20 protein-coding genes are annotated in these 26,280 nt (G+C 63.8%); 11 read left to right on the top strand and 9 right to left on the bottom strand.

Going from position 1 to position 26,280, the window contains the following annotated elements; translation table 11 throughout:
• The first annotated feature begins 647 nt into the window (after window positions 1-647).
• The 4 genes from JZY06_RS09545 (at window position 648) to JZY06_RS09530 (ending at window position 6,169) form a co-directional block, all read left to right on the top strand.
• Window positions 648-3,602 carry an HNH endonuclease gene (locus JZY06_RS09545; protein ID WP_207279311.1) on the top strand — a complete coding sequence of 985 codons (2,955 nt, stop codon included), beginning with the start codon at window positions 648-650 and terminating at the stop codon, window positions 3,600-3,602.
• Between the two features lie 181 nt (window positions 3,603-3,783).
• A complete protein-coding gene (locus JZY06_RS09540) occupies window positions 3,784-5,208 on the top strand; it encodes an amino acid permease (RefSeq protein WP_207279310.1) in 1,425 nt (474 codons plus the stop codon).
• Window positions 5,209-5,413: 205 nt separating this feature from the next.
• The gene (locus tag JZY06_RS09535) at window positions 5,414-5,644 is read left to right on the top strand and encodes a helix-turn-helix transcriptional regulator (protein ID WP_207279309.1); all 231 of its coding nucleotides are present in this window, start codon (window positions 5,414-5,416) and stop codon (window positions 5,642-5,644) included.
• Between the two features lie 51 nt (window positions 5,645-5,695).
• A complete protein-coding gene (locus tag JZY06_RS09530) occupies window positions 5,696-6,169 on the top strand; it encodes a hypothetical protein (protein WP_207279308.1) in 474 nt (157 codons plus the stop codon).
• 86 nt (window positions 6,170-6,255) lie between these two features.
• Here the strand turns inward: JZY06_RS09530 and JZY06_RS09525 are convergent, their stop codons facing one another.
• Together JZY06_RS09525 and JZY06_RS09520 are read right to left on the bottom strand one after the other, a co-directional pair.
• A complete protein-coding gene (locus JZY06_RS09525; protein WP_330617243.1) occupies window positions 6,256-6,789 on the bottom strand; it encodes a GtrA family protein in 534 nt (177 codons plus the stop codon).
• A gap of 114 nt (window positions 6,790-6,903) precedes the next feature.
• Window positions 6,904-7,779: a pseudouridine synthase gene (locus JZY06_RS09520; RefSeq protein WP_207279307.1), complete on the bottom strand. Its 876-nt coding sequence runs from the start codon at window positions 7,777-7,779 to the stop codon at window positions 6,904-6,906.
• A 210-nt stretch (window positions 7,780-7,989) separates the two neighbouring features.
• Between JZY06_RS09520 and JZY06_RS09515 the strand changes: the two genes are divergently transcribed.
• Window positions 7,990-8,643 (top strand): LuxR C-terminal-related transcriptional regulator, encoded by a 654-nt coding sequence (locus JZY06_RS09515; RefSeq protein ID WP_207279306.1) that lies wholly within the window; start codon window positions 7,990-7,992, stop codon window positions 8,641-8,643.
• Window positions 8,636-10,984 carry a sensor histidine kinase gene (locus JZY06_RS09510; RefSeq protein WP_207279305.1) on the top strand — a complete coding sequence of 783 codons (2,349 nt, stop codon included), beginning with the start codon at window positions 8,636-8,638 and terminating at the stop codon, window positions 10,982-10,984. The genes JZY06_RS09515 and JZY06_RS09510 overlap by 8 nt, the downstream gene beginning before the upstream one ends.
• Here the strand turns inward: JZY06_RS09510 and dapC are convergent, their stop codons facing one another.
• The 6 genes from dapC to typA form a co-directional block, all read right to left on the bottom strand.
• Window positions 10,985-12,109: a succinyldiaminopimelate transaminase gene (gene dapC / locus JZY06_RS09505; RefSeq protein WP_207279304.1), complete on the bottom strand. Its 1,125-nt coding sequence runs from the start codon at window positions 12,107-12,109 to the stop codon at window positions 10,985-10,987.
• 63 nt (window positions 12,110-12,172) lie between these two features.
• A complete protein-coding gene (gene fdxA / locus JZY06_RS09500) occupies window positions 12,173-12,496 on the bottom strand; it encodes a ferredoxin (protein ID WP_207279303.1) in 324 nt (107 codons plus the stop codon).
• A gap of 290 nt (window positions 12,497-12,786) precedes the next feature.
• Window positions 12,787-13,218, bottom strand: coding sequence for a hypothetical protein (locus JZY06_RS09495; RefSeq protein ID WP_330617242.1), 432 nt, complete (start codon window positions 13,216-13,218; stop codon window positions 12,787-12,789).
• A complete protein-coding gene (gene mshB / locus JZY06_RS09490; RefSeq protein WP_207279472.1) occupies window positions 13,211-14,170 on the bottom strand; it encodes an N-acetyl-1-D-myo-inositol-2-amino-2-deoxy-alpha-D-glucopyranoside deacetylase in 960 nt (319 codons plus the stop codon). Before mshB ends, JZY06_RS09495 begins: the two co-directional genes overlap by 8 nt.
• A 232-nt stretch (window positions 14,171-14,402) precedes the next feature.
• On the bottom strand, window positions 14,403-16,508 hold the full coding sequence (locus tag JZY06_RS09485; protein WP_207279302.1) for an ABC transporter family substrate-binding protein: 2,106 nt from the start codon (window positions 16,506-16,508) through the stop codon (window positions 14,403-14,405).
• 150 nt (window positions 16,509-16,658) lie between these two features.
• The gene (typA, locus tag JZY06_RS09480; RefSeq protein ID WP_207279301.1) at window positions 16,659-18,569 is read right to left on the bottom strand and encodes a translational GTPase TypA; all 1,911 of its coding nucleotides are present in this window, start codon (window positions 18,567-18,569) and stop codon (window positions 16,659-16,661) included.
• A gap of 654 nt (window positions 18,570-19,223) precedes the next feature.
• Here typA and JZY06_RS09475 point away from each other — a divergent pair.
• The 5 genes from JZY06_RS09475 (at window position 19,224) to JZY06_RS09455 (ending at window position 25,553) form a co-directional block, all read left to right on the top strand.
• A complete protein-coding gene (locus JZY06_RS09475) occupies window positions 19,224-19,940 on the top strand; it encodes an Rv1157c family protein (protein WP_330617241.1) in 717 nt (238 codons plus the stop codon).
• Window positions 19,941-20,116: 176 nt separating this feature from the next.
• Complete coding sequence (locus JZY06_RS09470) at window positions 20,117-20,659, top strand: DUF402 domain-containing protein (RefSeq protein ID WP_207279300.1); 543 nt, start codon at window positions 20,117-20,119, stop codon at window positions 20,657-20,659.
• 551 nt (window positions 20,660-21,210) lie between these two features.
• A complete protein-coding gene (locus JZY06_RS09465; RefSeq protein WP_207279299.1) occupies window positions 21,211-23,298 on the top strand; it encodes a histidine-type phosphatase in 2,088 nt (695 codons plus the stop codon).
• A 263-nt stretch (window positions 23,299-23,561) separates the two neighbouring features.
• Window positions 23,562-24,389 (top strand): formate/nitrite transporter family protein, encoded by an 828-nt coding sequence (locus JZY06_RS09460; RefSeq protein ID WP_207279298.1) that lies wholly within the window; start codon window positions 23,562-23,564, stop codon window positions 24,387-24,389.
• 309 nt (window positions 24,390-24,698) lie between these two features.
• Entirely contained in the window at window positions 24,699-25,553 is an 855-nt protein-coding gene (locus JZY06_RS09455) for a S1 family peptidase (protein ID WP_207279297.1), read from the top strand.
• 119 nt (window positions 25,554-25,672) lie between these two features.
• Here the strand turns inward: JZY06_RS09455 and JZY06_RS09450 are convergent, their stop codons facing one another.
• Window positions 25,673-26,278 (bottom strand): nucleoside/nucleotide kinase family protein, encoded by a 606-nt coding sequence (locus tag JZY06_RS09450; protein WP_207279296.1) that lies wholly within the window; start codon window positions 26,276-26,278, stop codon window positions 25,673-25,675.
• Window positions 26,279-26,280 lie beyond the last annotated feature (2 nt).

Raw genomic sequence — 26,280 nt, 5'->3', positions numbered from 1 at the left:
CACGCCACCACAGCTCAGCTCAATCCACCCGGGCTACAACTCGGTGACGCCGCCACGTCCGGTCGCTGACATCGATCTGTTCCCGCTACCCGTATGGTTGCCGTCCCCGATCAGTGCCCCAACACATGGTGCTGGCTGCCGGTGACAGGAAATACCCTCTCGGGGAAGTCAAACGTTGAGAAAACACACACAGTTGAGGATTTTCCAACAGGCCGGACACACCGCCATGAAGCCCCTGCGCCGGGTGGGGCGTGTTTTTATTGCGTTCGATTCCGCGAGATTTTTTCTATTCGAACATCAGACCCACACAGCCGACATTTCCACCAGGTATCAAGTTGCACTTGACACCCCGAAATGGTGCCCCAACAGCATTTACAAATCTTCGAAACTATAAGCCCAGATCACCGCAACGAGCGGCAGAAACGCCGAATATGTTCGGACAAAAATAACGGCTGAAGAATTCGAACATCGAACACAGTATCTAATCATGTTGTAGGTTGACAGGTAGGACAGCAACAAAAAACAGTTGCCACCCGATACGCCTGAACCGGTGAGGCCGCGGAAAAACAGGGGACCGCGGCCCCCGGGGACACATACAGGCGACACATACCAGCACACATTTGTTAGTCCAAGGGGGATCATCCGCCATGCCGAACGGAAAAAAATTCATCGACAACGTCGTAGCGATGAATGACAACGAGGTTCTGCGCACCCTGCAGGAATCCATGCACTGCTATGCCCACTACGAATGCCGCGCAATCGTGACCATGGGAGTGATGGCGGTACGCCACGCCCACAAACGCATCGGCTGCAGTGACCTGGCCGACTACCTGATGTCCGCTTTCGACCGCAGCCGTAACTGGGCCTACCGCGCCATGTCCATCGGCCGCTACCTCCTCGAACACGAACTGATCTGCGTGAACTACCTCGACGGAAAATTCACCACCGCACACGTCGAACAAATGAAACTCCACGACGGTGCACTCTCGGACGCCGAATTCTGCACCCTCGCCTCCCGACTGACAGTCACCGGCATGAAAGAAGAACTCACCGGCATCGACCCCATCAACAAACCCAAACCCGACCATCGCTACTTCCTGAAAACCAGCACCAACAAACAAACCGGTGTCATGACCATCCACGCACGCCTGGACCCCATGACCGCCATGAAGCTCAACGCCCTGCTGAAAATGGCCGAAATCGAAGCCGGACAAGCACAAAAAATCCTCCACGAGGCACTCCAAACCGGCGACCTCGCCCAAGCACTGGACGACAACACCAACCACGCCCACCCCCTGGCAGAAACCATCGACCACGACAAACTCACCACCACCGCCACTGCCATCGTCAACGCCATCGAAACAACCCCCGTCACCGACACCACCGCCAACACCAGCGGCGACACCACCGTCCAGGCGTCAAGTGGGAAAAAACCACGAGCTGCGGTGATGTGCGTTGGCACGTCTGCTGATGCTGATGCTGATGCTGCTGCGGGCGGGTTTGTTGATGGTGGTGAGGTTGTGCGGTTGAAGCGTTTGGTGCGCAAGGTCTGTGAACAAACAATGCTGGCATCGGTTGTGACCCGTCACGTGTCACGGTTCGGCCAACCCTCACAAGCCAACACGTTGCCGGCGTTCGCGCACCTGCTCGATGTCGCGTTAACGGGAAAAGGATTTTCCAGCCGCACCAAACACGCCCCGGGCGCGCAAATGGCGGTCACTGTCCGCGCTGACGGTCGTGTCCATACCCACGGAACCGATCTCCGGCCCGCCGACCGGATGCACATGCTCATCAACTCCAACTACCGGACCCTGGAAACCGACGGCACCAAACCCGGCGATCTGTACCTCGGCCGCACCCAACGCACCGCCAGCGACCGGCAAATCGAAGTCCTCAACTACTTCTACGGCGGGAAATGCGCGGTCCCCTACTGCCCCAACCGGTCTTTCCTGCAAATCCACCACATCTTTGAATGGCAACGCGGCGGACTGACAGACATCGACAACCTCATCCCGGTCTGTGAAACCTGCCACCAGAAACTCACCAACCACACCATGCTCATCACTGTCCCCCGCACCAACCCGAAAGTTCTGCTGTTCCACACCACCGGCATCAACACCTTCATCGCCACCGACCGGTGCACACCCGAAAAATACGACCGCCCCGCATCCACCTGGGGACTCGACCACAAGGGCCTCCTCGTCGAATCCGCCGTGTTCCCCGAACACACCACCGACGGCTTCGCCTACGCCCCCATCGGACGCGACGTCCTGGTCACCCAGGGCTTCTACACCCCGGCAAAGCTCAGCCGCCGCCGCACCGCACACATCCTCGGCGAAGCGACGAAAGACTACCTCGGTATCGACGACGACAGCGACTACCCCGATACCGCCACCACCCCAGGCGGCATGCAACTAATGGCACTCGCCCGCGATAAAACCGGCGGCTACCTCTACACCATGGACATCGAGAAAGAATTCACCCCCGCCGGCCAAGCATTCGCCTACCACCGGCTGCCCCTGTCCGCCCGCTGCCTGATCTCCGCGATCAAAGACCTTCGCAACACCCGGCCCACCACCATCCACGGCATCCGCGTCCCCGAGATCGCCCACCTGTCCTACCGCGCCTCGGAAAAAGCCCTCGGACACACACCCGGCATCCTCTCGGGCCTGAAACACCACCAAACCACCACCCGGAAACCCCAAAAACACCTCCCCCACGCCACCCTCATCGTCGACACCATCGACGAAATCATCGACTACGCCAACACACCCGAAACCCTCAACTGCGCACCCGCCGACGACGGCATCTACACCGCCGACGAAATCGCCGACGGCACCTGGATCTACACCTGCGGCTACGCCACCGACACCGACAACGGCACCACCATCGATCCTCTCGACGCCGACACCCAACCCGGCGTCGCCCTCGGCCACCCCACCGAAATCATCAACATCCTGCTCGCCAGCAACTACCGCACCCGCCCCATGAAAGGACACGGCCGCTACACCCGCCCCCTCGGCGACAACGACAACACACCCATCCCCACACCCGAAGGCATCGCCCTCGCGTCCAACTACCCCCTCCCACTGGTCCCCAGCACCATCTACGCCCCCGCCCTCGCACGCAACCTCGGATTCGACGTCACCGACGGAATCGGCCACATCATCCGACTCGCGAAACTCATGCGCCTGGCCCACACCATCGGCTACAAGAGCAACACCATCAAAACCCTTGACACCATCGACCACGACACCCTCACCGTCCCCGGCTACACCGAAGTCATCTGCGACTCACTCGCCATCGAAATCATCGACTACGTCACCGACCAACTCGCCCACAAACCCAACCGCGAACACCTCATCAACGCACTCCGCACACCCACAAACATGTGGCGCACCGACCCCCTCGAACTCGTCGGCACCGCCGCCGAAAAAAACCGCAACAAACACCACATCCACGAACTCCTCGCCAACCACCGCACACACAACCACAACGGCAACGGCGGTGACGACGATAACCAGACACAACCCGGGCACCCGGCTCTGCGAATTGGCCCGGTGACCACGGATGAACCCCATCCGCATTCCCGTCACCGCTGAACCGGGTGGTGTCTGTGTCGTCTCCGGTTACTGACAGCACTCCCCGGGGTGAGGGTTGGCGAACTAAGAGTTCTACACTTTCCTGCGGGCGCAATCAGCTGGCTCCACACCAGTTGTCCCGCTGGACCGCCCAGTTTCCCATTCATCCCACCGACGTCTTTTCAGGACTGAATTCCTTTCCATGACACCTCCACCTGACACACAACTCCCCCGACAGACATTGGGCAGCGGACTCAAAGTCCGGCACCTGACCATGATGGGGCTCGGATCGACCATCGGTGCCGGTCTGTTCCTCGGAACGGGCGTGGGCATCAATGCCGCGGGTCCGGCTGTTCTTCTCGCCTACATTGCCGCCGGAACCATTGCGGTGATGGTGATGCGGATGCTCGGGGAGATGGGCACCGTGGTGCCTGCTTCGGGCAGCTTCTCCGAATACGCGGAACTGGGCATCGGCCGGTGGGCTGGTTTCACCCAGGGCTGGATCTACTGGCTGGCAACAGTGGCGGTCCTCGGCGCAGAGATGACCGGCGCAGCAGGCATCATTTCCGGCTGGATCGGTGTTCCCGCCTGGATTCCCGCCCTGGTGTTTGTGGTGGTGTTCGGCGTGATCAACCTGGCCCGGGTGCGGGCCTTCGGCGAATTCGAATTCTGGTTCGCCGCCGTCAAAGTCGCCGTGCTCATCGGGTTTTTGATCCTCGGCGTGCTGCTGATCTTCGGTGTTCTCCCCGGCCACGACTATGTGGGCACCAGTATTTTCCTCGGGGACGGTTTCATGCCCAACGGGCTGCCCGGTGTGGCGGCAGGCATGCTGGCGGTGGCGTTCGCTTTCGGTGGCATTGAAGTCGTGGCCATTGCCGCCGCCGAATCCGATGATCCGAAACATTCACTGATCAACGCGGTGCGCACCACCATCACCCGTATTTCTGTTTTCTATCTGGGAAGCGTGCTGGTAATTACGTTCCTGCTTCCCTATTCGGTGGTCGGTGCCGCCCATTCGGCGGAGGAATCACCCTTCGCCCGGGTGATGGAATTGGCCGGTATCCCCGGGGTGGCCGGGTTCATGGAACTGGTTATCGTGCTGGCACTGCTCAGCGCCTTCAATGCCCAGATCTACGCTTCTTCCCGCATGATGCATTCACTGGCCCGGCGCGGCGACGCCCCGAAGGTGTTCACCGCCACCAACGATCGTGGGGTACCCACCACCGCGATCACCCTGTCGATTGTGTTGTCGGTGATCATGGTGGGGTTGAACTACCTCAACACCGGCTGGCTGCTGGGGTTCATGCTCAATGCGGCCGGCGGCTCGCTGCTGATCGTGTGGACTTTCATCACCATCAGTGAGTTGAAGCTGCGCCGCCGTCTGGAATCGGTCTCGGCGCTGCCGGTCAAGGTGTGGGCCTGGCCGTACCTGTCGTGGGCGACACTGGCGGTGCTGGCGGGTCTGGCGGTGCTGATGCTTTTCGATGCGTCGGCCCGCGCCCAGTTGGCTGCCGGCGCAGCCATGATGGTGATTTTGACTGCGGCTGCTTTCGCCAATGCGAAATTCCGCGGTGTCGACCCGCTGGCCAAGGCTCTTCTTCCCGGAGAAACCCCACGGGTGAGCTAGAAGAGTTTTTCCCGCGCATCGACGGGGTGCATCAACGGTCCACCATCCGGTGGGCCGTTTTTTCTGTTGCCGCACACAGGGTGAACAACAGGAAAACGAGCATACCCTTGACATGATGACAAGTATTATTTACATTTAGGACTGTCAAGTTTATTTGACATTTTTACAAGGCAAACAGGCAGATGCCTAAAGGAGGCCCCTCCCCATGGGAACCGAACCACGGCCGAACATGGTGCGGAAACTGCGCCGCTGGCGGGATATATCGCAGGCGGAACTCGCCGAGAAAGCCGGGGTGTCCCGGCAGACAATCGCCAATATCGAACGCGGCAACTATTCACCGTCGGTGCATCTGGCATTGGATGTGTGCCGGATTCTGGGCGCGAGCGTCGAGGAAGTTTTCGGCGACGACCAGGACCGGCTCAACCCTGCCGGATGACAGCGCACAGCAACCGCAAACCACGAATTGAACTGACGCAAGGAGAAAACAATGAAACTTTTCGACCGGGAACTCGCCCGCATCGACGCCCTCATGGACGACGAATACCAGCAGGCCATGTACTACCGTTCCATGGCTATCAACACCCAGGTGCAAACTCTGGCGGTGTATGTGACCGCCGCTGTCGTGACCTGGTTTGTTCCCGAATCGGTGCCGTTGATTGTCATCGTGGTGCTTGCACCGCTGGCTGGTTCATTGGCCGGAAACCAGTGGCTGAAACAGCACACAGCCCGGCCGAAGGTGCAGGCGAAACACTATTCTCCGGTACTGATTGCCGCCGCGGTCGTGGTGGTCGCCTTCTGGATGGTCGGCATGTTCCGCGCCAATCCGACCGACAGTTTCGGTGGCGGGCTGCTGGTCGGGTCCATTGCCGGAATCGTCGGGGTGCTGTTGTTGGCACCGTACATCACCGCGCGCAACAACCGTAAAGACACGGCCCGGCTCAACAGCCGACTGGATGACTGACCCACCCCGGCCCCCCCGGGCCGGATTATCGGGCCGTTTTTTAAAACCCGCTGTCAGCGGCGGGCCGGGCGGCCTTCTTCTGCCGGTTATTTGGCCCGGAAGGTCCACAGCTTGTTGACGATGAAGTTCACCGGGGTGGCCACCGCGATCGCAATCAGCGACGCCCAGTACAGCTTGGTGCGGAAGCCGGTGGAATCGTCGAAAACATCGGCCGGTAACGCCAGCGGCGAGTTGGGGTTCATCAGCAGGGTCATCACCACCAGTGAGACCATCAGTGCCCCGATGCCGGTAAGCAGGAAGGGGAAGAATTCCCGCCACCATCCGCGACGGTTGCCGCGGAAGGTCCACATCCGGTTGAGCTGGTAGTTCCAGGTGTTGGCCACCAGGAAAGCAATGGTGAAAAACACGTGGTGGTAGCGGATGTTGTAGGCGGTTCCCAACAGGTTGACGAAAGCATCCTGTTCGTGCACCCCGAAGCCGGAGCCAACCTTGTTGCACACCACCACCATGAGCAGGTTCACGATAGTGCCGGAGCCGCCGACGATGCCGAATTTGAGGAACTGGCGGAAGTTGTGCCGTTGCCACGCAAGGTGCGATGCGGCCGATGGTTGACGGGTCACGGTTTCTCTTGACGGTTGTCGGGCGGGGAAACAATTCGACGATTCTAGTTCACCGGCCGCCGTGAACGACAAAAGGTCTGGGTTGTGCCCCGCTTTTTCCGGTGGGAATATGCGCTATCTCACATTCGGAGGGCAGACGAGGGGGTTTGCCGGGTCCCGGCGGGAGGTAAACGACAGCGTTGTGCCGCCGATGGGGTCGGGCATGCTGAGGGTTTGGGCCACCAGTGCCAGCGGGGTGCGGAAATCGTACAGATCCAGTCCTTTGTCCCGCGGGTAGGTGTCGTCACCGGTGACCGGCATTCCCAGATGGTTCATCACCACCCGCAGCTGGTGGGTGAAACCGGTGCGCGGGCGAAGCTCAACGGTGTGGTCGCCGGTCCGCCGCACGGCAGTAATGGTCGGGGTTCCGGTCGGCTCGACGGTCACGGCCCGGGCTCCGCGGATTTTACGCAGCGGCAGGGTGATGGTCTGCCAGCTGGTGCCGATGGCACCGGGCAGATCGGCGCTGGTGATGGCCGTGTAGGTTTTTTCCACCCGCCGGTCACGGAAGAGGTTCTGCCACATCGACCGGTTGTCCGGGTTTTTCGCGCACACCACCAATCCGCTGGTCAGACGGTCAAGCCGGTGGCAGCACACCAGGTGCGGGTTGCCGGTTTCAATGCGCAGCCTGGTCAGCAGGGTGTTTCTTATCAGCCGCCCGTTGGGGGTGGTGGGCAGAAAAGGGGGTTTGTCGGCGATGAGCAGTTCGTCTGTTTCGGCGACAATGGTGTGGGTGAACGGAATCTCACGCTCCGGGGGACAGACAGGCTGGAACCAGGCGGGCTGCGGCCGCTGCAGAGGGGTGTTCGGCGCCAGCACGGTTCCCGGGGCATAGGGGCTGTCCCCGGCGCGGCCGGCCACGTAGCGGATACCGTCATCCGGCACGGCGCCGGTGAGCACTACCCGCCTGGGCGAGATGCCGTCGACGGCTGCAAGTGGTGGATGGCACATGGTTGACAAACCTAGTCGAAACCACCGGCTGCCAGGTAGTACCGGGGCAGCACCAGCTGCAGATCCGATGTATTATCGTTGAAGGTATTCAATGTGCTTTCCGCTGCGCTGCCCTGCACCGGATTGCTACGTTGGGTGGCAGGCGGCTGGTGCGGCCTATCCGGCGGCCGTCGGACCGGGAAAAATTCGTAATATGTGAAGGGTGTGCCCATGAGCACCGGAACGTTGACGGTTGCCGCAGTCGATGACCATGCGGTTTCGCTGGCGGGTCTGTCGGCGATGCTGGCCCCGCACCCGGAAATACAGCTGGTGGCTTGTGCGGGCACCGTCGTGGACTTGTTTGCCGGCTTGTCCAGCACCCCGGCAGTGGTGCTGGTGGATTTGCGGCTGGCCGATGGCTCGGATCCTTTCGACAATGTCAGTGCCATCAAGGCTGCTGGCGCGGCGGCACTGGTGTTTTCGGCCCTCGATTCGCCGTATCTGATCAGGCGTGCCCTGGCTGCCGGGGTACACGGCCTGGTCAACAAGGCGGCGCCGGATACCGAATTGGTGGATGCCATTGCCCATGCGGCCACGGGGGCGACCTACGCCACCGCTGATTGGGCGTCACTGATTGATTCGGATCCGTTGACCGGCCAGGTGGATTTGACCGACCGGCAGCGCGACATTCTGGAGCTTTACGCCATGGGTGAGCCGGCGAAACGGGTAGCGACACTGTTGGGGTTGGCGAAAACCACGGTGCAGGATCATGTCGACCGGATTCGGGCGAAGTATGCGGCCGCCGGCCGCCCCGCCTACACCAAAGTGGATTTGCTGCGCCGCGGCATGGAAGACGGTTTCATCAAAGGCCCCGGCGATGGGTGATTCGCGGCTGCGGCCGGCCCGGTGGCGGCCGACGGATGCCGGTTTTTTCGCCGAGTCACCGGCCCGTGGTGACGGCGGCGGCACCGATCCGCTGATCGGGGAGCTTGCCCGCACCGGTCATGCAGGCACGGTGGTGGTGCATATCGCCAGTGGTGTGTGCGGCATGGTGTGGCTGGTGACGCTGCTGGTGTCCCGGGCGCTGTCGAATGTGGCTGCTTCTTTTGCGGCCGGTCACCCGGAATGGCCGTCGGCGGTCGCGTTGGCGGCCATGGCTGCTGGAGCGGCTGCACTGGTGGGGGCGGCGCTGATACCGGGCGCGCGGGCCGGGCAGCTGGTGGGCCGGGTTGTGGGGACTCTTTTCGCGGTGGTGAGCCTGTTTCAGCCGGTGAGCATCCTTGTGTTCGGGGACAATGTCTTCGAGCCGTTGAAGATGGGGGACTTCTGCGGCTATCCGCTGGTGGTTTTTGCCCTGGTCAGCCCGCCCAGGATGGCGATTGTGGTGGCGGCAGCGGTCATTGGGGTGGATGGGGCTGTCACCAATGGTGCCGACACGGCGGTTGTTGCGCTGCTGTCGGCCGCCCACTCCTGGATGGTGAGTATGCCGTTCATTGTGGTTGCCGCGTTTTCCGGACATGCGGGACGGATCCTGGACCGGCATGCCCGGCTGGCCGCCCGGGAGCTGGCCCAATCAGAGTCGTCGGCGGCGGTCACCCGGGCGGATTCGTTGTTCCTGAGTTTCGTCCACGACCATGTGCTCAGCCTGTTGAGGTCACTGTGGCGCGGCACCGGCAACCCGTCTGCCGCTGATTTCCGGGCTGTCATCGACAGTGCCGACCACCAGCCGGCCGCCCGGGTGCCGGTGGCCGGGGCGGTTGACACCTGGGTGCGGACGGTGCGCACCCGGGCGCCGGACACGGAGATCGACTGTGTGGTTGACGAGCGGGTTTCCGGGTGCAGCCTGCCCGGCACGGTGCTGGCGGTTTTCGCCGACGCCCTGGCGGAGGCGGCAGGCAACAGTGTGCGCCACGCCCCAGGGGCCGGGCGCCGGCTGATTGTCCGGCTGGAGCCCGCCGCCGACCCGGCCCGGGACGGCGGCGCCGCACCTGTGGTCACACTGCAGTTGTGTGATGACGGGCCCGGTTTTGATCTGCACCGGGTCAGCCACGACCGGGCGGGGGTGCGGTTGACGATTCTGGAGCATTCCCGCATGGTGCCCGGCTGCGGCGCGACGGTGACGACCCGCCCCGGCGACGGGGTGACAGTCACCCTGGTGATGGATCCGGCCGACCGGGCGGGCCAGGTCGGACAAGCGGGCGGCGCCGGGATGTTCGACGGCCCGGAGGCGATCCGCCGCCGGCTCGGCGGCACCCAGTTCACCCACAGCCCGTGGACCGGGGTGGGGGTGGCGGCCACTTTCACCGGGCTGGCCATTCACTCCAGCGGTTCGGTGCAGGCTGTGCCGGATGTCTGGTGGGCGGCGGCCGCTGCGGTGGCGGTCGGCGCGGGCGCGGTGGTGGCCGGCTCCACCAACCGGCTGGCGGCGGCACCGACTGCTGTGGCCGGCACAGCCCTGGTGGTGGCCAGCTGCTGCGGGGCGGCGGTGACGGATTTTCCGCCGTTTGCGTGGCCGTACAACTGGTGGTTCCAGAGCATCCAGGTGATTGGGGTGCTGATGGGGATGCGGCGCCGCCCGGTGGCGGCGCTGCTGTTCGCCATCGCCGCCCTGCAGGCGCCGACGGCGCTGACGCTGGTGGGTTTGGCCGATCACGGCAGCCCGCCGTGGGCACTGCAGTTCCTGCCGCCGATTATCGCCGCCTGTCTGTTTCCGCTGCTGATCGACCAGGCGACCGCAGCACTGCCGGCAACCGAGGAAGCGATGCGCAAAAAAGTGGCCCGGCTGACCAGTTCCGCGGCCTCATCGCACCATGTGCGGCGGGTGCAGGGCTGGTTGAGCGGGCTGGTCGATCAGTGTCTCGACGATGGACTCGACGACGAGGTCAGGCGGGCCAACGCCCGGCTGCTGGAAGCCCGGCTGCGGGATTCGATCCGCTCCCCGGCGCTGCGGGATCCGGGGTTGACGGAAGCCGTGTGGTTCGCCCGGGACCGCGGCTGTGTGGTCCGGCTTTTGGATGACCGGTCCCCGGTTGTGCGCGGCCCCGGCGACACCGACGATCCGCGCGAGAACCCCCAGGTCGCGGAGCTGGTGCGTACCGCGGCCCGGGCGGTGTCGGGTCTTGACCGCGGGGAGGCCACCATCCGGTTGATGCCCGTCGGACGGCGCCGCACCGGTTCGATTCTTCTGGCCGGTGACGGCGAACCGGAACTGATTGTTGTCGACTGATCAGGCGGCGCGGACGATACGCCATCCGGCTTGTTCGCACTGCTGGTCGGTGCCGGTCAGGGCGATACGCACATGGTTGGTGCCCCTCGGGCCGTAGAAGTCGCCGGGGGCGACCAGAATCCCCAGGGAAGCAAACCAGTCCAATGTTTTCCGGCAGTCCTCCCCGCGGGTGGCCCACAGGTACAGTCCCGCCTCGGAGTTGTCGATTCGAAACCCGGCCTCCGTCAGGGCAGCGACAAGCATCTCACGGCGTGCCGCGTACCGCAGGTACTGCAGTTTTTCCTGGTCGGGGTTGTTCAGGGCGGCAATCATGGCCTGCTGCACCAGCCACGGAACCATGAAGCCGGTGTGCTTGCGCACCGCCAGCAGTTCACCGATCAGGCTCCCGTCACCCATCAGCCAGCCGGCCCGGTAGCTGGCCAGGTTCGACGACTTCGACAGTGAATGGATTGCCAGCAGATTGCGGGTGTCCCCGCCGCAGACTTCCTCGTCCAGGATCGACACCGGCGGATTGTCCTTGTTCCAGCCCAGTCCGATGTAGCATTCGTCGGCGGCGACGATACAGTCGCGTTCCCGGGCGAAGTCGACGACTTTTTTCAGGTGGTTGACGCCCAGGACTTTGCCGGTCGGGTTGCCGGGCGAGTTGATGAACATCAGGGTCGGCGAGGAGGGACCCAGCTGGGTCAGGGAATCGGCCCGCACGCACCGTGCCCCGGACATGATGGCCGACACCTCGTAGGTGGGGTAGGCGATCTCCGGGATGACCACCGTGTGCCCGGCACCGATCCCCAGAAGACTCGGCAGCCCGGCGATGAGTTCCTTGGTGCCGATGACAGGCAGGACCGCATCGGTGGTGCAGCCGACCATGTTGTAGCGGCTGCGGCAGTGGTTGACTATGGCGTCGCGCAGCGCATCGGTGCCGTGGGTGGTGGGGTATCCGGGAAAACCGGCGGCTTCGGCCACCGCCAGCTGGATGATCGGGGACACTTCATCGACCGGGGTGCCCACCGACAGGTTGATCAGGCCGTCCGGGTGGGCGGCGGCGGTTTTTTTCGCCTCCGCGATGGTGTCCCACGGAAAATCGGGAAGGTTCGCGCCGGCTGGTGTCCTGGGTGGGTGGCTCATAGCAGTTGTTTCTACCATCCCCGGCCCGCCGGGGATCACCCCAGGGGCGTTTTCCCGGTGCCCCTACTCCTGGTTCTGCGGCGGCAGCTCCGCGACGAACGCCGGATCGAAGTCCTGCGGCCCGAGCCGGGCGGCGCCGCCGGGAGAGCCGAGCACATCGAAAAACGCCGCATTGGCGTCGTTGTAGTCGATCCACTCGTCGGGCACATCGTCTTCGTAGAAAATCGCCTCGGTCGGGCAGACGGGTTCGCAGGCACCGCAGTCCACGCATTCATCCGGGTGGATGTACAGGGAGCGTTTGCCTTCGTAGATACAGTCGACGGGGCATTCCTCGACGCAGGCTTTGTCCATGATGTCGACGCAGGGCTGTGCAATCACATAGGTCATAGGTTGAAAACAATCGTCGTCGGTGGGCGGTCACGGGTTCTGCCCGGCCCGGGTGGGGTGGCACCCGGATCAGGCGGCCGGTATCTCTTGCGGCGGTTGTGCGGGTGGCCGGGGCCGGAAAAATACTGTTCTTTTTTTGAAAAAACGGTGCCCGCACCTGGTGGGCAACCGGTGGCCGCATGGTGTGGGCGGGGTGAACCACCCAGCTCAGCTGTCCCCGGGCGCGGGCTGGCGCCGTGGGGGCCGGGCCGGTTGGGCAAGGGCGGGAAAAAATATTCCCCCCCATTGTGTCACTTGGGCGTCCACAACGGAAAACAGCCGCCCGCCACCCCGCACATCAACAGCAGAACCGACCGCAGATCGCCGAACATGTGGATGTGCCCGCCCAGGGCGGGGGCCAGGGCGAACAAAAAGTAGCCGGCCAGCCACACCCCCACCGGAATCGCGGCGATCGCCGTCACCGGGGTCCACAACAGCGCCGTGCGGCTGATAGCCAGGTTGAGGGCGAACGCAACCACAATGGCCACCGGAAAAACGACCGAATGACCCCCCGGCAGCGGCAGCCGGGCAGTCAGGTAGACGATTTCCATCAGCACCGACATCAGCGAGCCGATGGACAGCCACACCAGCCCCAGGGCCGCTTCCCCGCGGGAGGTCGGCTGGCGGGGAATGCGCACCGGCTTGGCGGTGGTTTCTTCCCGAGCCCTGCGGTGTTCAGCCACGGCACTGACCTTCTTTCCCCGACAGGCCACCGACAAGACCGTCGGCCGGATGGGTGGCCCCGGCCGGATATGCCAGGCCCGCCGGATGGCAGCTGTAGTGTTCGACGTTCAGCAGCGGCTGGGCGATGAGATTGGACAGGGCGAACACCCCGGATGCGGCGGAGAAATCACCGATTGTGGCGCAGGCAGCCCGCGGATTGGTGGGGGTGAGTGACCCGTCGGCGATCCACAGTTGGGTGGCGTGGGCTTTCATCGCCGCTTGTTTGGCGTGGCGGGCTGCGGCATCCAGGTGGACCGCCACCACTTCCCCGGCGGGCCGGCGGTCAAGATGATGGCAGGCGAGTTCCCCGTCGGCCGCGCGGCGCCAGCCGGGCGGAATCGTGGTGATCGCGTCCAGCCCACGGGCCAGGCTGTCATGGTCGGTGACACAACAGACAAGACGGCGGGGGGTGGTGTGTGTGTTTTCCGCCGCAATGACCGCGGCGGTGATGGCATGGGCCTGTTTGTGGTCCGGGTGCCCGTAGCCGCCGTCAGCTTCGTAGGTGACAACCAGCTGCGGGTCGATGTCGGCCATGACCGCCGCCAGGTCGGCTTCCGCTTCCTCGCGGTGGCGGATAAAAGCCCGCGGGTGCTCCCCCGCCGGATCCCCCGCCATCCCGGAGTCCCGGTATTTGCCGGCGTAGCCCAAAAACCGTCCCCGCGCATTCAGTGCGGCCAGGGATGCGGACAGCTCCCCGATACGGAAACCACCGAGCTGGTCGGCATGGTGACTGTCCAACCCGGCGAAGGTGTCGCCGATGACCTCACCCTGTTCACCCAGAGTGCAGGTGACAACAGTGACATGGGCGCCGTGGCGGGCCAGATCGGCCAGCAGCCCGCCGGTCCAGATCGCCTCATCGTCGGGGTGCGCGTGCACGGCCACGACTTTCAGTCCCGCATATTTCGTGCTGATCGGTCTCACCGGGAAATATCCTTTTGGTCTCTGGTGGTTTCTTGGAAGTTGTGTTGTCACGGACGGGATTCGCCCGCCGCGGGGCAAAACAGGAGATGGGTGTCGTATGTTGTGACCCCGCGGCCCGCCCGGCTGCCCCGCCGGTTGGCCGCGCGGCCGACGGTCTGTTTTCTCCAGGGTATACGCCGGGCCGGGACAGCAACCGGTGGCCCCGCTGCGCAGTGTGTGGCGCCTACTGCTCGTTGCCGGGAACGGGGAAAACCGACGGTTGTTGCTCCGGTTGTGTGGTGGTCCAGCGGGCCGCGGTGGCCAGCAGGGTATCGCCCAGCGGCGGGAACGGATCCATGCCGACAATATCGCCGGATTTCACCCACAGGCGGGTATCGGCCACCAGCGCTACGGTGAGTACTTGTTCCGCTTCGATTTGGCGTGCTTTCTCCCGCAGCCGGGCGAAACTGGATGATCCGGCGAGCATCGTCGAAATCTCCCGGTCCATCGCCGGATCACACAACCCGGACAGATTCCCGGCCCGCGGGTGCGCGCCCGCGGCCTGACGGCCGCGCCCGCCGCCGGGCCGGGCGGACGGATCGGCTGACGGTAAACCGACACCAGTGCTACTGCCGGCAGACACCGTCGCTGGTGTCCCGGTGGCCGGCGGGGTAGTTGCGGCAGATCCGGTCACCGTCGGCCGGTTGGTGGCTGTGGCGGTGGTGGCCGGTGCGCCACTGCCGGTTGTTGTGGTGGTGGCACCGGTGGGTGTCACACCGAGGGTTGCGGCAGTCGACGACGGGGACACCTGGACCGCGTCTTCCACCGAGGGGCCTGGGCACAGGTAGCGGTCAGCCAGCAGATTCGGGCTGTCGGCCACCGGCTGCCAGCTGACGTATCCGTCGGCATCGCCGGTGGGAAGCAACTGGCCGGTGGCGGTATCAGCGGTGGCGCGCACCACCGTGGCCGCAACCCCGGCCCGGGCCAGCTGGTCGACGATGATGCTGGCTGCCGCGGTGGCGGTATCGTCAGTGGCTTCCGCGGCAATAACCAGCGGACGACCGGCGGCCTCCACCGCCCGGTGCACCAGCTGCGCAGTGGGATTGCTGTTGTCGTTGATCGGCAGCCGAAGCCCGGTCACCGCGGGGGATTCCCCGGGTGTTTTTTCCGGTGGTGAGTCCCCGGCCCGGTGCCCGGTGGTTTCAGCAGGGCTGACGGTGGGCTGCGGGCCGGTGGTATCGACCGGCACGTCCGGGTCGTTGCCGGAAGGTTCTGCGGGCGGGCCGCCGAAGGGATCGGCCGGGCGGGAAAGCATGGTGGTGCGCCCGGTGGCCAGGCGGGCAACCTGGTCGGCGTCGATCAGTTCTGTCACCGCCCGGCGCAGCCCGGCATCGGATAGCACGGGGGAGGTCACCGACAGCGACAGGTTCAGCTGCATGCCGATGCCGCGGGCGGTGGCCACCGTGGTGCCGCCGATCAATTCCAGTTCCTCAGCTGTGGTGTGCCCCGGGGTCAGGTCAGCCGCCGACATCTGGCCGGCCCGCAGCATTGATGCCGCGGTGGTGGCGTCCCGGATTTCCACAAAGTTCAGGGTGTCGGTGGTGGCGGGAAGCTCCCCCCAGAAACGGTCGTTGCGGTTGACGGTCACATTGCCACGCAACCGGTCGACGGAGGAGACCGTGTAGCGCCCCGCCGAGGCGGGTATCCCGTCGGCCAGTACCAGCCCGAACTGCGACGGTGACTGCGGCAGCAGGTGACTGGGCAGAAGATGATTGAACAGTTCCTGCCAGCGGGCGATGCGGTGGGCGAAGTCGACGGTGACGGTCAGCCCGCCGTCGCTGGTGGAAATCGACTGGATCGCCCGGTAGGCGGCACTGCCCACCGCATCCGGGCTGGCGGTGATCCCCCGCCACAGGTAGATGAAATCACTGCCGGTCACAGGTGTTCCATCCGACCATTGGGCCTGCGGATTGAGGATGTAGCGCACCGACTGGGCCACCCCCGGCCGGGGGGCGACCTGTTCCGCGGACACCAGCAGATCGGTGTCCATGCGCCCGCCGACAAAGGGACTGGGCAGCACCAGATCAGCCAGGCCGACGACGAATTCGGTGCGGTTACCGGCCAGGTGCGGGTTGAAGCCGGCGGTGAGCGGATCAATGCCGATGGTGATCGTGCCACCGGATACCGCCACCGGTGTGCTGGTCGTGGTGGTCACCACAGTCGGTTCCGGGGTTGGGCTGGTGTCCTCCACCAGGGGAAGCTCCGGGGTGGAGCAGCCGCACACCAGGACCGCCACCGCGGCGGCACTGACAAGGCCGGTGGGCACGACGGGCAGGCGACGGGTGTTCACGGGTGAAAATGTTACCGCCTCACCACCGCCGGGGGCGGACGCTGTGATGGTAGGGGAAAAACACCCCGTACTTTCCCGGGCGGACCTGACAGGCACGGCCGGGGCGGGGAAACACATGTTGTCTCCCCGCCCCGTTTTGTGCTGCTGAATTTAGCTGTTGCGCTGCTTTTCGCGTGCCCGGGCACGGCCGCGCTCGGAGGCGGACAGGATCACTTTGCGCACCCGGATAATGTCCGGGGTGACCTCAACGCATTCGTCCTTGCCACAAAATTCCATGGCTTCTTCCAGCGAAAGCACCTTGGCTTTGGCCAGGGTGACCGTGGCGTCGGCGGTGGCCGAACGCATATTGGTCAGTTTCTTTTCCCGGGTGATGTTGATGTCCATGTCTTCGTCGCGGTTGTTCGCGCCGACAACCATGCCCTCATAGGCCTGGTGTCCGGGTTCGACGAAAAACGATCCGCGGTCGGCCAGCTGCTGCAGGGCGTAGGCGGTGATCTGCCCGGTGCGGTCAGCCACCAGGGAGCCGGTGGCCCGGTCCTTGATCTCCCCGGCCCACAGGTCGTAGCCGTCGGAGTAGTGGTTGGCGATACCGGTGCCACGGGTTTCGGTCATGAAGGTGGTGCGGAAACCGATCAGGCCGCGGGCGGGAACCCGGTACTCCATGCGCACCCAGTCACTGCCGGTGGTGTCCATCGACAGCATGGTGCCTTTCCGCGCCGCCATCAGCTGGGTGACCGCACCCTGGTGCTCGGAGGGGATATCGATGACCATGTGTTCGTAGGGTTCGTGGATTTTACCGTCGATGGTGCGGGTGACCACCTGCGGTTTACCGACGGTCAGCTCGAAGCCCTCGCGGCGCATGGTTTCCACCAGCACCGACAGCGCCATCTCGCCGCGGCCCTGCACTTCCCAGGCGTCGGGTCGCTCAGTGGGCAGCACCTTGATCGAGACGTTGCCGATCAGTTCCTGGTCCAGGCGGGCTTTGACCAACCGAGCGGTGAGTTTCTTGCCGCCGCCGCGACCGGCCATCGGGGAGGTATTGACCCCGATGGTCATGGCAATCGCCGGTTCATCGACGGTGATCCGCGGCAGGGCCTGCGGGTTGTCCGGATCAGCCAGAGTGTCACCGATCATGATCTCGTCGATACCGGAGATCGCCGCAATATCACCGGCAATGATTTCCTGGGCGGGAACCCGCTCCACGCCCTCGGTACGCAGAAGCTCCGCGATTTTCGCGGTTTTGGTGTGCTGGTTGCCCTCGTCGTCGTAGTGGATCCAGGCGACCTGCTGGCCTTTTTTCAGTGTTCCGGCATACACCCGAACCAGGGCGATACGGCCCAGGAAGGACGAGGAGTCAAGGTTGGTGACGTGGGCCTGCAGCGCGCCGTCCGGATCGGAGGCGGGTTCGGGGATGACGTCGTAGAGCACGTCGAACAGGGCCTGCAGATCCTCGGTGTCGGGCACGTTGCCGTTACCGGGGTTTGTCGTCGACGCTTTGCCGTCACGGCCGGTGGCATACAGCACCGGCAGGTCAAGCAGATGTTCGGCGGCGGCCTGGGCGTCCGGGTCTTCCAGGGTGGAGGCCAGCTCCAGGAGCAGATCCTGGGATTCCTCAACGACTTCGTCGATGCGGGCATCGGGCCGGTCGGTCTTGTTGACCACAATGATCACCGGCATTTTCGCTTCCAGGGCTTTACCCAAAACGAAACGGGTCTGCGGCAGCGGCCCTTCGGAGGCATCCACCAACAGCACCACACCGTCGACCATGGACAGGGCGCGTTCGACCTCACCGCCGAAATCGGCGTGGCCGGGGGTGTCGATGACGTTGATGATCAGATCCCGGCCGTCTTTGGCCAGGCCCTTGCGGTGGATGGCGGTGTTTTTGGCCAGAATGGTGATGCCTTTTTCCTTCTCCAGGTCACCGGAGTCCATCACCCGGTCAACGGGTTCAGTGTGGGAATCGAAGGCACCGGACTGACGCAGCATGGCGTCAACAAGGGTGGTTTTGCCGTGGTCGACGTGGGCGACGATGGCGACATTGCGGAACTCGGGGTGGGACACGGTGTAGATCTAAACTCCTGGACAAAGCCCCGGCACCTACCGGGCACATGGCGCCGGTGGGGGGCTTGAAAGAAAAAATGGATGGCTGATGGTTTTTCAAAAGAGCCGGCGCCGGCAACTCTGTTTACACGGTGCAGCCGACAGCGGCCGCCGACTGGGGAAAAGAACTTTTCCGGCACGGCGACGGCAGGTATGGCACAGGTCAGCTGGCCTGCTGCCACAGCCGGTGGACCAGAGTACCCGCTGACGGTGATAAAACCCACCCGCCAGCCGGCAACCCTCAGATTCGAAGCCACCCCACCCCTGCTGCGCGGCCACCGGGGCGGCCGCTGCGGGGCGCGGCCTCCACTGCCTGTCCCACCCCGCCACACCCCTTATCGCGACCGTTTTGTAACACTACCGTGATACTGAAGCGACATACCGGGCAGAACAGCCCCTCCAGCCACCTGTCACCCGCCCGGGGCAGACGGCAGGTGGAGGAAGTTGCAAGAAAAAACTTCCGGGTTGTTACTGAAATGAACTAAAGTGGCCTGTGTGGCAGCTGTGCATTCACCGTGCACTACCTGCCACCGGCCACCCGGCGGCCGGTGTTTTCCCACTGCCCCGCCCCGTTGACGCCCATCCCCGATTTTTTGGACAAAGGACCCCATTTTCGTGCGACACCGTCTGGTTTTTTCGGCGATAGCCGCGGCACTGTCTGTTCTCGCCGGTGCCGCGACCGCTGCCGCCGCCCCACCACCCCTCGGGCAGCTGCCGTCCCCGGCGGCGATATCGTCGCCCCTCACCGGCGGCCCACTGGTCGATCCGCTGGGACGGCCCACCCCGCAGGTCATCGAAGCCATGCGGGTGGCATCCCGGGCACCGGCATTGTCTGACCGGGTCAGCGGGATGCTGGAAGCCGCCGCCGGTTTTTTCGAAGGCTCCGGCACCCCCGGTGTCCCTCTTCCGGACAATGCCCCGCGGTTCGCACAGTTCGGCTGGCCGAGTGTGGCCGACAACTGTATCGGCGGCAGCCTGCGGTCGGTGGGCACAGCCATCGCGGTTCCCGGACCTGCCGATCTGCCGCTTCCCGGGGTTCCGGCCGGGCACACCGCTTTCGTGTTCACCGCCCTGGGAACCGGCACCGCGACTGCCACGCAGCCAGAGCCCATGGAAGTCACCTGGGTCAATCTGGCCAGCTTCCGCAGCGGCACCACGCGTTTGACCTACAACTCCATCAACCCGGACGGCCCGGCGACACTCAACGGACTGGCCGACACCGGATCCGGCCCGGTGGTGGCGCTGCTGCAGGGAGCAGTGACCACAACCTCCGACCAATCCCAGTTCACCTGCAGATTCTTACCGACTGTGGGATTTTTCACGGTCCGGTGACGTAATACCGGCCCCACCGGGCGGCGATGGAGAAAGTGACAGCCGCCTGGTGGGGGCGAACCCACAACCGAAGATTTTTTCACACACAACTCCATCCATTCACACACCCGTTGCGGGTGCACCGGTGGCACCGACGCTGCGACAGCACAACCAGCCCCACGGATGAAAGACATACGATGACTGATCTGCATCCCGTCAAACAGGAGTCCTTCGACACCTCGACGAAGACGAATATTGACCCGAAGGGTTTTACCCGCCGGGTCGACACGTACACCATCACCGATTTCGGCCTGTACATGGCCCGGCAGGCCGACCACCCGAAATTCGGCTACCTGGAATCGTGGCTTCTGCCGGATCTCGGGCTGCGGGCGAATATTTTCCACTTCCGTGACGGTGTCGACACCCGGCAGGACTACTACATCGATGTCGTCCAGATAAACCGGGACGGCGCAGTGTGGTCGACCAGGGATTTGTATGTCGATTTGGTCAACATCACCGGCGAGCCGATCGAGGTCCTCGACATCGACGAACTATCGGCGGCCACCTCGGCGGGCCTGATCACCGCCGATGATGCGGAAGCAGCCATCGACGCCACCCTCGCCGCCGTTGAGGGCATCACCCGCCACGGTGATGATGCCATGCGCTGGCTGGCCACCAAAGGCATCGATTTGTCCTGGGCCGATCCCGACAGCCTCGTCTTCGCCCCGGTGGGTCACTGAACCACACTTCCACCTTGACCCGGCCCCACCGGGCTTTTCCCGCGGCAGCCCACCCGCGCCAGTGGTGTTGGCCCGCAAGACAATAACTGGTGCACCACCGTCCCCACCCCGGAAACATCCGGCCTGTGTTCCCGCCTCTTTTTGCGGGCAGGCCCGCCGGATGACCCGGGGTGCAGTTGTGTCATCACCAAAGCTCCCCCATGTTTTTCATCGCGCACCATCCCCGCACCGTCATGGCCGCAGCCTGGGGCGGGGACAACATGCATTCTCCGGATGCCCACCACGGCAGCAGATGCCGGTGGGAGGTTGTTTGTCTTTTCCGGCCCCCGCAGACACATGCGTCGGTAACGGCCGGGAAAACACACGGCAACGCACGCTCCCGCCACTTCAACAGTTGGTGAATTTTCTTCGACAACGCTGTTGTCGATGACCACACCGGACAACAGTTACCGGTGGAACACCTGTCGCGGGCATTGATCGACGCCACGGCGGCGGTTTTTTCCGCTTTCCCCCTTTGATCCTTCCCCCCACCTTCTGCCGGAGCTTTTTTAATGAACACGTTTTCGCGTTCTGTCGCAGCCACGGTGTCCGCGCTGGCGCTGTGCACCGCCGGTGTGGCCGTTCCCCGGGCAACAGCCGACACCACCCCCGATGATCCCCAGTACGGATTCGCCCAGTACTACATTCCCCAAGGCCAGCCGGAGGATGTCTCCCAGCCGCCGGCCGGGTTTACGATGGCCTACACCACGCTGCTCGGGCGCCACGGCTCCCGCACCAACGTGAAAACCAAACACTACAACTCAATCATCAAGGTCATCGACAAGGCCGAGAAAGCCGACCCGGCCAATGTCACCGACCTGGGCCGCCAGGTCCGCGAGGACACCCGGAAGTTAACCGAGATCACCGACAGTATGCCGGCCGACGACAAGCTGGAGCCACCGGATTCCGGCGCTACCGGCACCCTGACCGAACTGGGCAAACGTGAATGGCAGGACATCGCCAAACGCAATTACACCAGAAACCAGGACTTCTACGAAAAGGTCGCGCAGGTAAACAAAGAAAACACCCTGCAGTGGTATTCCTCCCCGAAGGGCCGCTCGCAGCTGTCGGGCATCAACTTCGCCAAAGGCCTGCACAAAGCCAACCGCAACCTGGACGATGCCATGGGCTACACCTCCCGACACGTGCACGTCGACCCGCACGTTTACGAGGGAGACACCAACGATCTTTCGTGGCGTTCGACGCTGATGGTCATGTACAAAAACGAGAACGCGGCAGGCTACGAGGCCTACCACCGCGCCCGGAAGCTTCCCGACCGGACAACCGCCTACGACAGGATCAAAACCTCCGATGCGGTCAAACAGGCCGCCAGACACGTCGCGCTGAAGGTGCTCAGCGAAGACTACGTCGATACCATGGATGAACGCGAGATCCGCCACCTGGCCGAGGATCTGCACGGTGCCGACGGCTATTCACGCTTGTCGTCGATGAACAAAAAAGCCCCCTCATCCTGGAGTTTCGCGCAACTGTTCAGCAACGAGACAGCCAAACAATTCAGGCTGATCGACGACGCGAAAAGCTTCTATACCTTCGGCCCCGGCCGCGCAACCTCGACAGACGGCTACCGAATCTACGAGCCGCTGGTCACCCAGCTTTTGACCGATGTCAAACAATCCACCACCGGCCAAAGCGACATCAAGGGCAGGTTCTACTTCACCCACGGCGAAACCATCGGCCCGGTGCAGTCGATCCTGCAAACCCCCGAGACCTGGTTCCCCACCGCCCCCGGCGAGGTGTACACCCCGGACAACGGCTGGAACTCGTCGGTTGCGGTGCCGATGGCCTCCAACATCCAGTGGGACGCATTCACCAACGAGGCGGGTATCATCCTGGTGCGCATGCTGCTCAACGAGAAGGAAACCTTCTTCGGCAAAAAGTGCCTGCCCATCGCCGACGGGTCGCACTTCTACACCCTGGAAGAACTCCAGGCCTGCCTGCCGTTGGACGGGACATCCGACCATGCTGATGCCCGCCCGAACGAAATCTGGACACCGGTTGTCGCAACCGAACAGGTCTCGGTGTGCACCGGCGAGACAGTAGCCGCCGCACAGGGTGTCACGGGGCTGCCGCACGGCAGCACCCCGGTCATCACTGAGCCCGCCGACACCTCCAAGCCCGGCGGCACAGTGCAGAAAATCGCTGTCACATTGGACAACAATGTCGTGCGCCACCTGAAGGTTCCGGTTATGGTCAAGCAGTGCGTCACGGAGACCACAACCACCACCGTGACACCGGCCACCAAGACGGAGACTGAAACAGTCAAGCAACCTGCCCCGACAGTGACCGTCACCCATGAACCCGCACCGCTGACATCCACTGTCACCGCCACCCCGGCCCCGGTTGTCATCACCCGAGCGCCGAAACCCGAATCTGATCTTCAGGCGGGACTGAAGACTGCTGCGGTGGCAGCACCTGCTGCACTTGCGGCAAGCCTGGTTCCTTTGGCGGCCGTCCCCTCCCTGATTGAGATGGGTGTGATCAACCTGCCCGCGGTCCAGGCTGTGGTTGCCCCCTTCCTCAGGCTGCTCATCGCACTGCTTGGCCGCTACGGGATTGCCGCTTCCTTCATCGGACTCTAAAAACCTGCGGGTCTGGTGTTCTCCCCCACCCACGGGCCGGGCTGCGCTGTCAGGTGGCAAACCCGGCCCGGTGGGTGCTGCAGTATTTCTTTTTTAACCATCGGCCGCCACCGGGTCTACAATCCCCGCAGTGCATCCGCGCGGCAGTGACACACACAATCGCCCCCTTTGCCCGGGCGAGACCGTACGGTGCGCGGTGACCAGTAAAAAGCCAAAAACTCCGTGATGCGTGCTCCACCAGCAGGACGGGAAAGATCAGGACCATGACCGAAAACAAGTCCACGGCACCGGTTGTCGACGAGGAAATCTCGGCGTCCGCGGCCCAGCAACTCAATGAGGGAGTCACCCGCCTGTCCAGGCCCCCGCTGGTGCTGCTTCTCACCGGGATTATGGGGTCGTTGGAAATCGGTGTGGGACTTTTGGCCGAATACTCCGTCTATGAGGCCACCGGGTCTGCGATGCTCGGGTCGATGGCCTTCGCCATCGGTCTGGTCATTATTTTCCTGGCCGGTTCAGAGCTTTTCACCGAGGGTTTCCTGGTGCCGGTCACAGCAGTGGTGGCAGGCAAAATGCCCGGCCGGTCGCTGCTTGCTTTCTGGGCTTTGACCTTTGCCGGCAATGTCATCGGTGCGGCGATCATCATGTGGCTGCTGGCGGTCGGCTACCCGGACATGCACAGCTATCTGATCGACAAAGCACTCCACTACGCGCACATGAGCCCGGAACCGGAATACTTCGTCCGGGCTGCACTGGGCGGGATGATTTTGACCCTGGTGACCAGGATGCACCAGCACGGCAAAGAAACCACCCCGAAGATCATCGCCAGCGCCATCGGCGGGTTTTTGCTGTCGGCAACCGGCATCATCCACTCGGTGCTGGACACCCTGTTCATTTTCGGCGGCTTATTCGCCGGGGCGGAATCGATCACCGTGATCAGCTGGCTGGCTTTTGTCTGGTGGGTGGCGCTGGCCAACCTCATCGGCGGGCTGCTGCTGGTCAGTTTCTTCCGCTTCGCCCGCTTCAAGGGGCTGTTGAATTCCCGGGCGGTAACCACTGCCAGCAGCACAGGTGGCCACCGGAACGAGAAGTAGAGACCACCGGAGTTTTTTCACGGTGGAAGCCACCGGCCCCGACAGGGTAGTGTTGCACATGATGCACGTGATGGCTTGTGTGACAGGTGTGCCTGGTGTTGTGTTTTTTCACTGTTGTTCCTGACCGGCCACCCGGGCGCCACTGTCTGCGGCCGGCATGCCACGGTGCCGACCTGCAGTAAGTAGCATCCCGGGTGACAAGCGCTATGTACAGGCGTAGACACCCCGGTGCCCGGCCGGGGTCGGCGTGGGCGGCACCCATTTGTTTTTTCCGTTTGTTTTTTTCATTGTGAAGGCACCTTACTGATGTTGAGTTTTTCCGATAAGACGCGCTACCGGATCGCTGCCGCGGGCACGGCCCTGGCTGTGGCAGCAGGTCTCGGCGCCGCCCCGGCGGGTGCCCTGATCAAGGCCACCAATGCGGTTCCCGGACCGATGGCCGATTCCTCGGCGCATATCGCCATCGGCAATATGAGCTGTACCGCCACCTTGATCACCCCGGACACACTGCTGACGGCGAAGCACTGCATCGGGCAGGGCAACCGGTCGTTCATCTCCATCGGGGGCCAGCATTTCGGCGAAGCCCACCAGGCAAAATCGGTGATTTTGCACCCGAGCGTCGATTTGGCCCTGGTCAAGCTCTACGAGCCGTCCCGCATGCCGACGGTCCCGATCTCCGGGGTGCATCTGGCCCAGGGGATGACAGGAACCATCATCGGCTGGGGCGGGGCGGTCAACACCCCGTTCATGCCGGTCCAGCAGGCCACCGCTGAGGTGCAGCGGCGCGTTGTCCATGTTCCGTCCCCGGAGCCGGATGCCGTTTTGATCGAAACCTTCATCAAGGGTGGGCTGATCCAGCGGGGTGATTCCGGTGGCCCGCTGTTCATCGACGGCCAGCTGGCCGGTATCGCCTCCATGAGCAATGCCGGGGACAACAATTCCGTGGAGGGAACCATCGGCTGGTATGTGCCGGTGGCCGAATACCTCGACTGGATTCGCCGCCACTCCGGTGCCCCTGTTCCAGGCCCCATCGGCCAGCCGGCCCCGCTGGTTGACGCCGAGAAGTTCCCCACCTACGCCCCGCAGCCGGCTCCGCCGACCCTGGGCGACACGCTGCGCCGGATGATCCCCGGGCTTCCCTACATTCCGGGTTTGAGCAGCTGACGCGGCTGCCGGCCAGTCCTGTCGGCGCTGTTTTGCGCGGCACCGCCACCCACGTGTGAGCAGCAACGACCGCCCCACCCCCTGCCCGGGGTGGGGTGAAGTGAAAGAAACAGGGTGGGTTAGTTGTCGACGGTGATCTCTTCAACGGGGCTTGTGGCCAGGTGGATGTCTTCCTGGGCGGCCCACATATCCCAGTAGGGCTGGTAGCCCGGGTCCCGGCTGAGCGCGCGGGTGGCCCGCACCGTGTCGTCGGCTGTCACCCGCACAGTAACTACTTCTCCCCTGGCAGCGGCCGCCGTGACCGTGGCCGGGGTCAGCGCCCCGGAGCCTTCCACCACCAGGTCGGCTGCCGGATCAAGATCCACCCGCCCACCGGGGCAGTCCCTCATCCAGTCCCACCGGATGAAGTGGGGGTCGTGCCGGTTGAGGATCTGCCGGGCAATCATCCCGGATCCGGCTGTCAGCCCGGCCCAGCCGGGATAGAAGTCATCCATGTGGATGACGGTGATACCGGTTTGTCGGCCCAGGCGGTTGGCCAGGGTGGTTTTACCGGCCCCGGAGCGGCCGTCAATGAGCACTGTCACCGGCACCGATGGGCTGTTCCTGCGGCGGGTGGCAACAGTATCGGCGATAAAGTCCACCGCGTTATCCGCAGTAACTTCAACCCGCGCGGTGGACGGGTCGGGCTGTCGGCTGCCACCGCTGGTGGCGTCAGTAGAGGACATGG

The organism is Corynebacterium mendelii, assembly GCF_017307055.1.
In the GTDB taxonomy this organism is placed as follows: Bacteria; Actinomycetota; Actinomycetes; order Mycobacteriales; family Mycobacteriaceae; genus Corynebacterium; species Corynebacterium mendelii.
Note: the sequence above shows the minus strand (reverse complement) of the source record. Positions and strands in the feature narration are given on the sequence as shown.

What these genes read in the sequence shown, in the direction of transcription:
- fdxA (WP_207279303.1), bottom strand. Translation starts at nt 12,496, where the DNA reads ATGACCTATGTGATTGCACAGCCCTGCGTCGACATCATGGACAAAGCC.
- JZY06_RS09520 (WP_207279307.1), bottom strand. Translation starts at nt 7,779, where the DNA reads ATGTGCCATCCACCACTTGCAGCCGTCGACGGCATCTCGCCCAGGCGG.
- JZY06_RS09530 (WP_207279308.1), top strand. Translation starts at nt 5,696, where the DNA reads ATGAAACTTTTCGACCGGGAACTCGCCCGCATCGACGCCCTCATGGAC.
- JZY06_RS09470 (WP_207279300.1), top strand. Translation starts at nt 20,117, where the DNA reads ATGACTGATCTGCATCCCGTCAAACAGGAGTCCTTCGACACCTCGACG.
- JZY06_RS09515 (WP_207279306.1), top strand. Translation starts at nt 7,990, where the DNA reads ATGAGCACCGGAACGTTGACGGTTGCCGCAGTCGATGACCATGCGGTT.
- JZY06_RS09535 (WP_207279309.1), top strand. Translation starts at nt 5,414, where the DNA reads ATGGGAACCGAACCACGGCCGAACATGGTGCGGAAACTGCGCCGCTGG.
- JZY06_RS09545 (WP_207279311.1), top strand. Translation starts at nt 648, where the DNA reads ATGCCGAACGGAAAAAAATTCATCGACAACGTCGTAGCGATGAATGAC.
- JZY06_RS09510 (WP_207279305.1), top strand. Translation starts at nt 8,636, where the DNA reads ATGGGTGATTCGCGGCTGCGGCCGGCCCGGTGGCGGCCGACGGATGCC.
- JZY06_RS09465 (WP_207279299.1), top strand. Translation starts at nt 21,211, where the DNA reads ATGAACACGTTTTCGCGTTCTGTCGCAGCCACGGTGTCCGCGCTGGCG.
- dapC (WP_207279304.1), bottom strand. Translation starts at nt 12,109, where the DNA reads ATGAGCCACCCACCCAGGACACCAGCCGGCGCGAACCTTCCCGATTTT.
- JZY06_RS09540 (WP_207279310.1), top strand. Translation starts at nt 3,784, where the DNA reads ATGACACCTCCACCTGACACACAACTCCCCCGACAGACATTGGGCAGC.
- JZY06_RS09450 (WP_207279296.1), bottom strand. Translation starts at nt 26,278, where the DNA reads ATGTCCTCTACTGACGCCACCAGCGGTGGCAGCCGACAGCCCGACCCG.
- JZY06_RS09460 (WP_207279298.1), top strand. Translation starts at nt 23,562, where the DNA reads ATGACCGAAAACAAGTCCACGGCACCGGTTGTCGACGAGGAAATCTCG.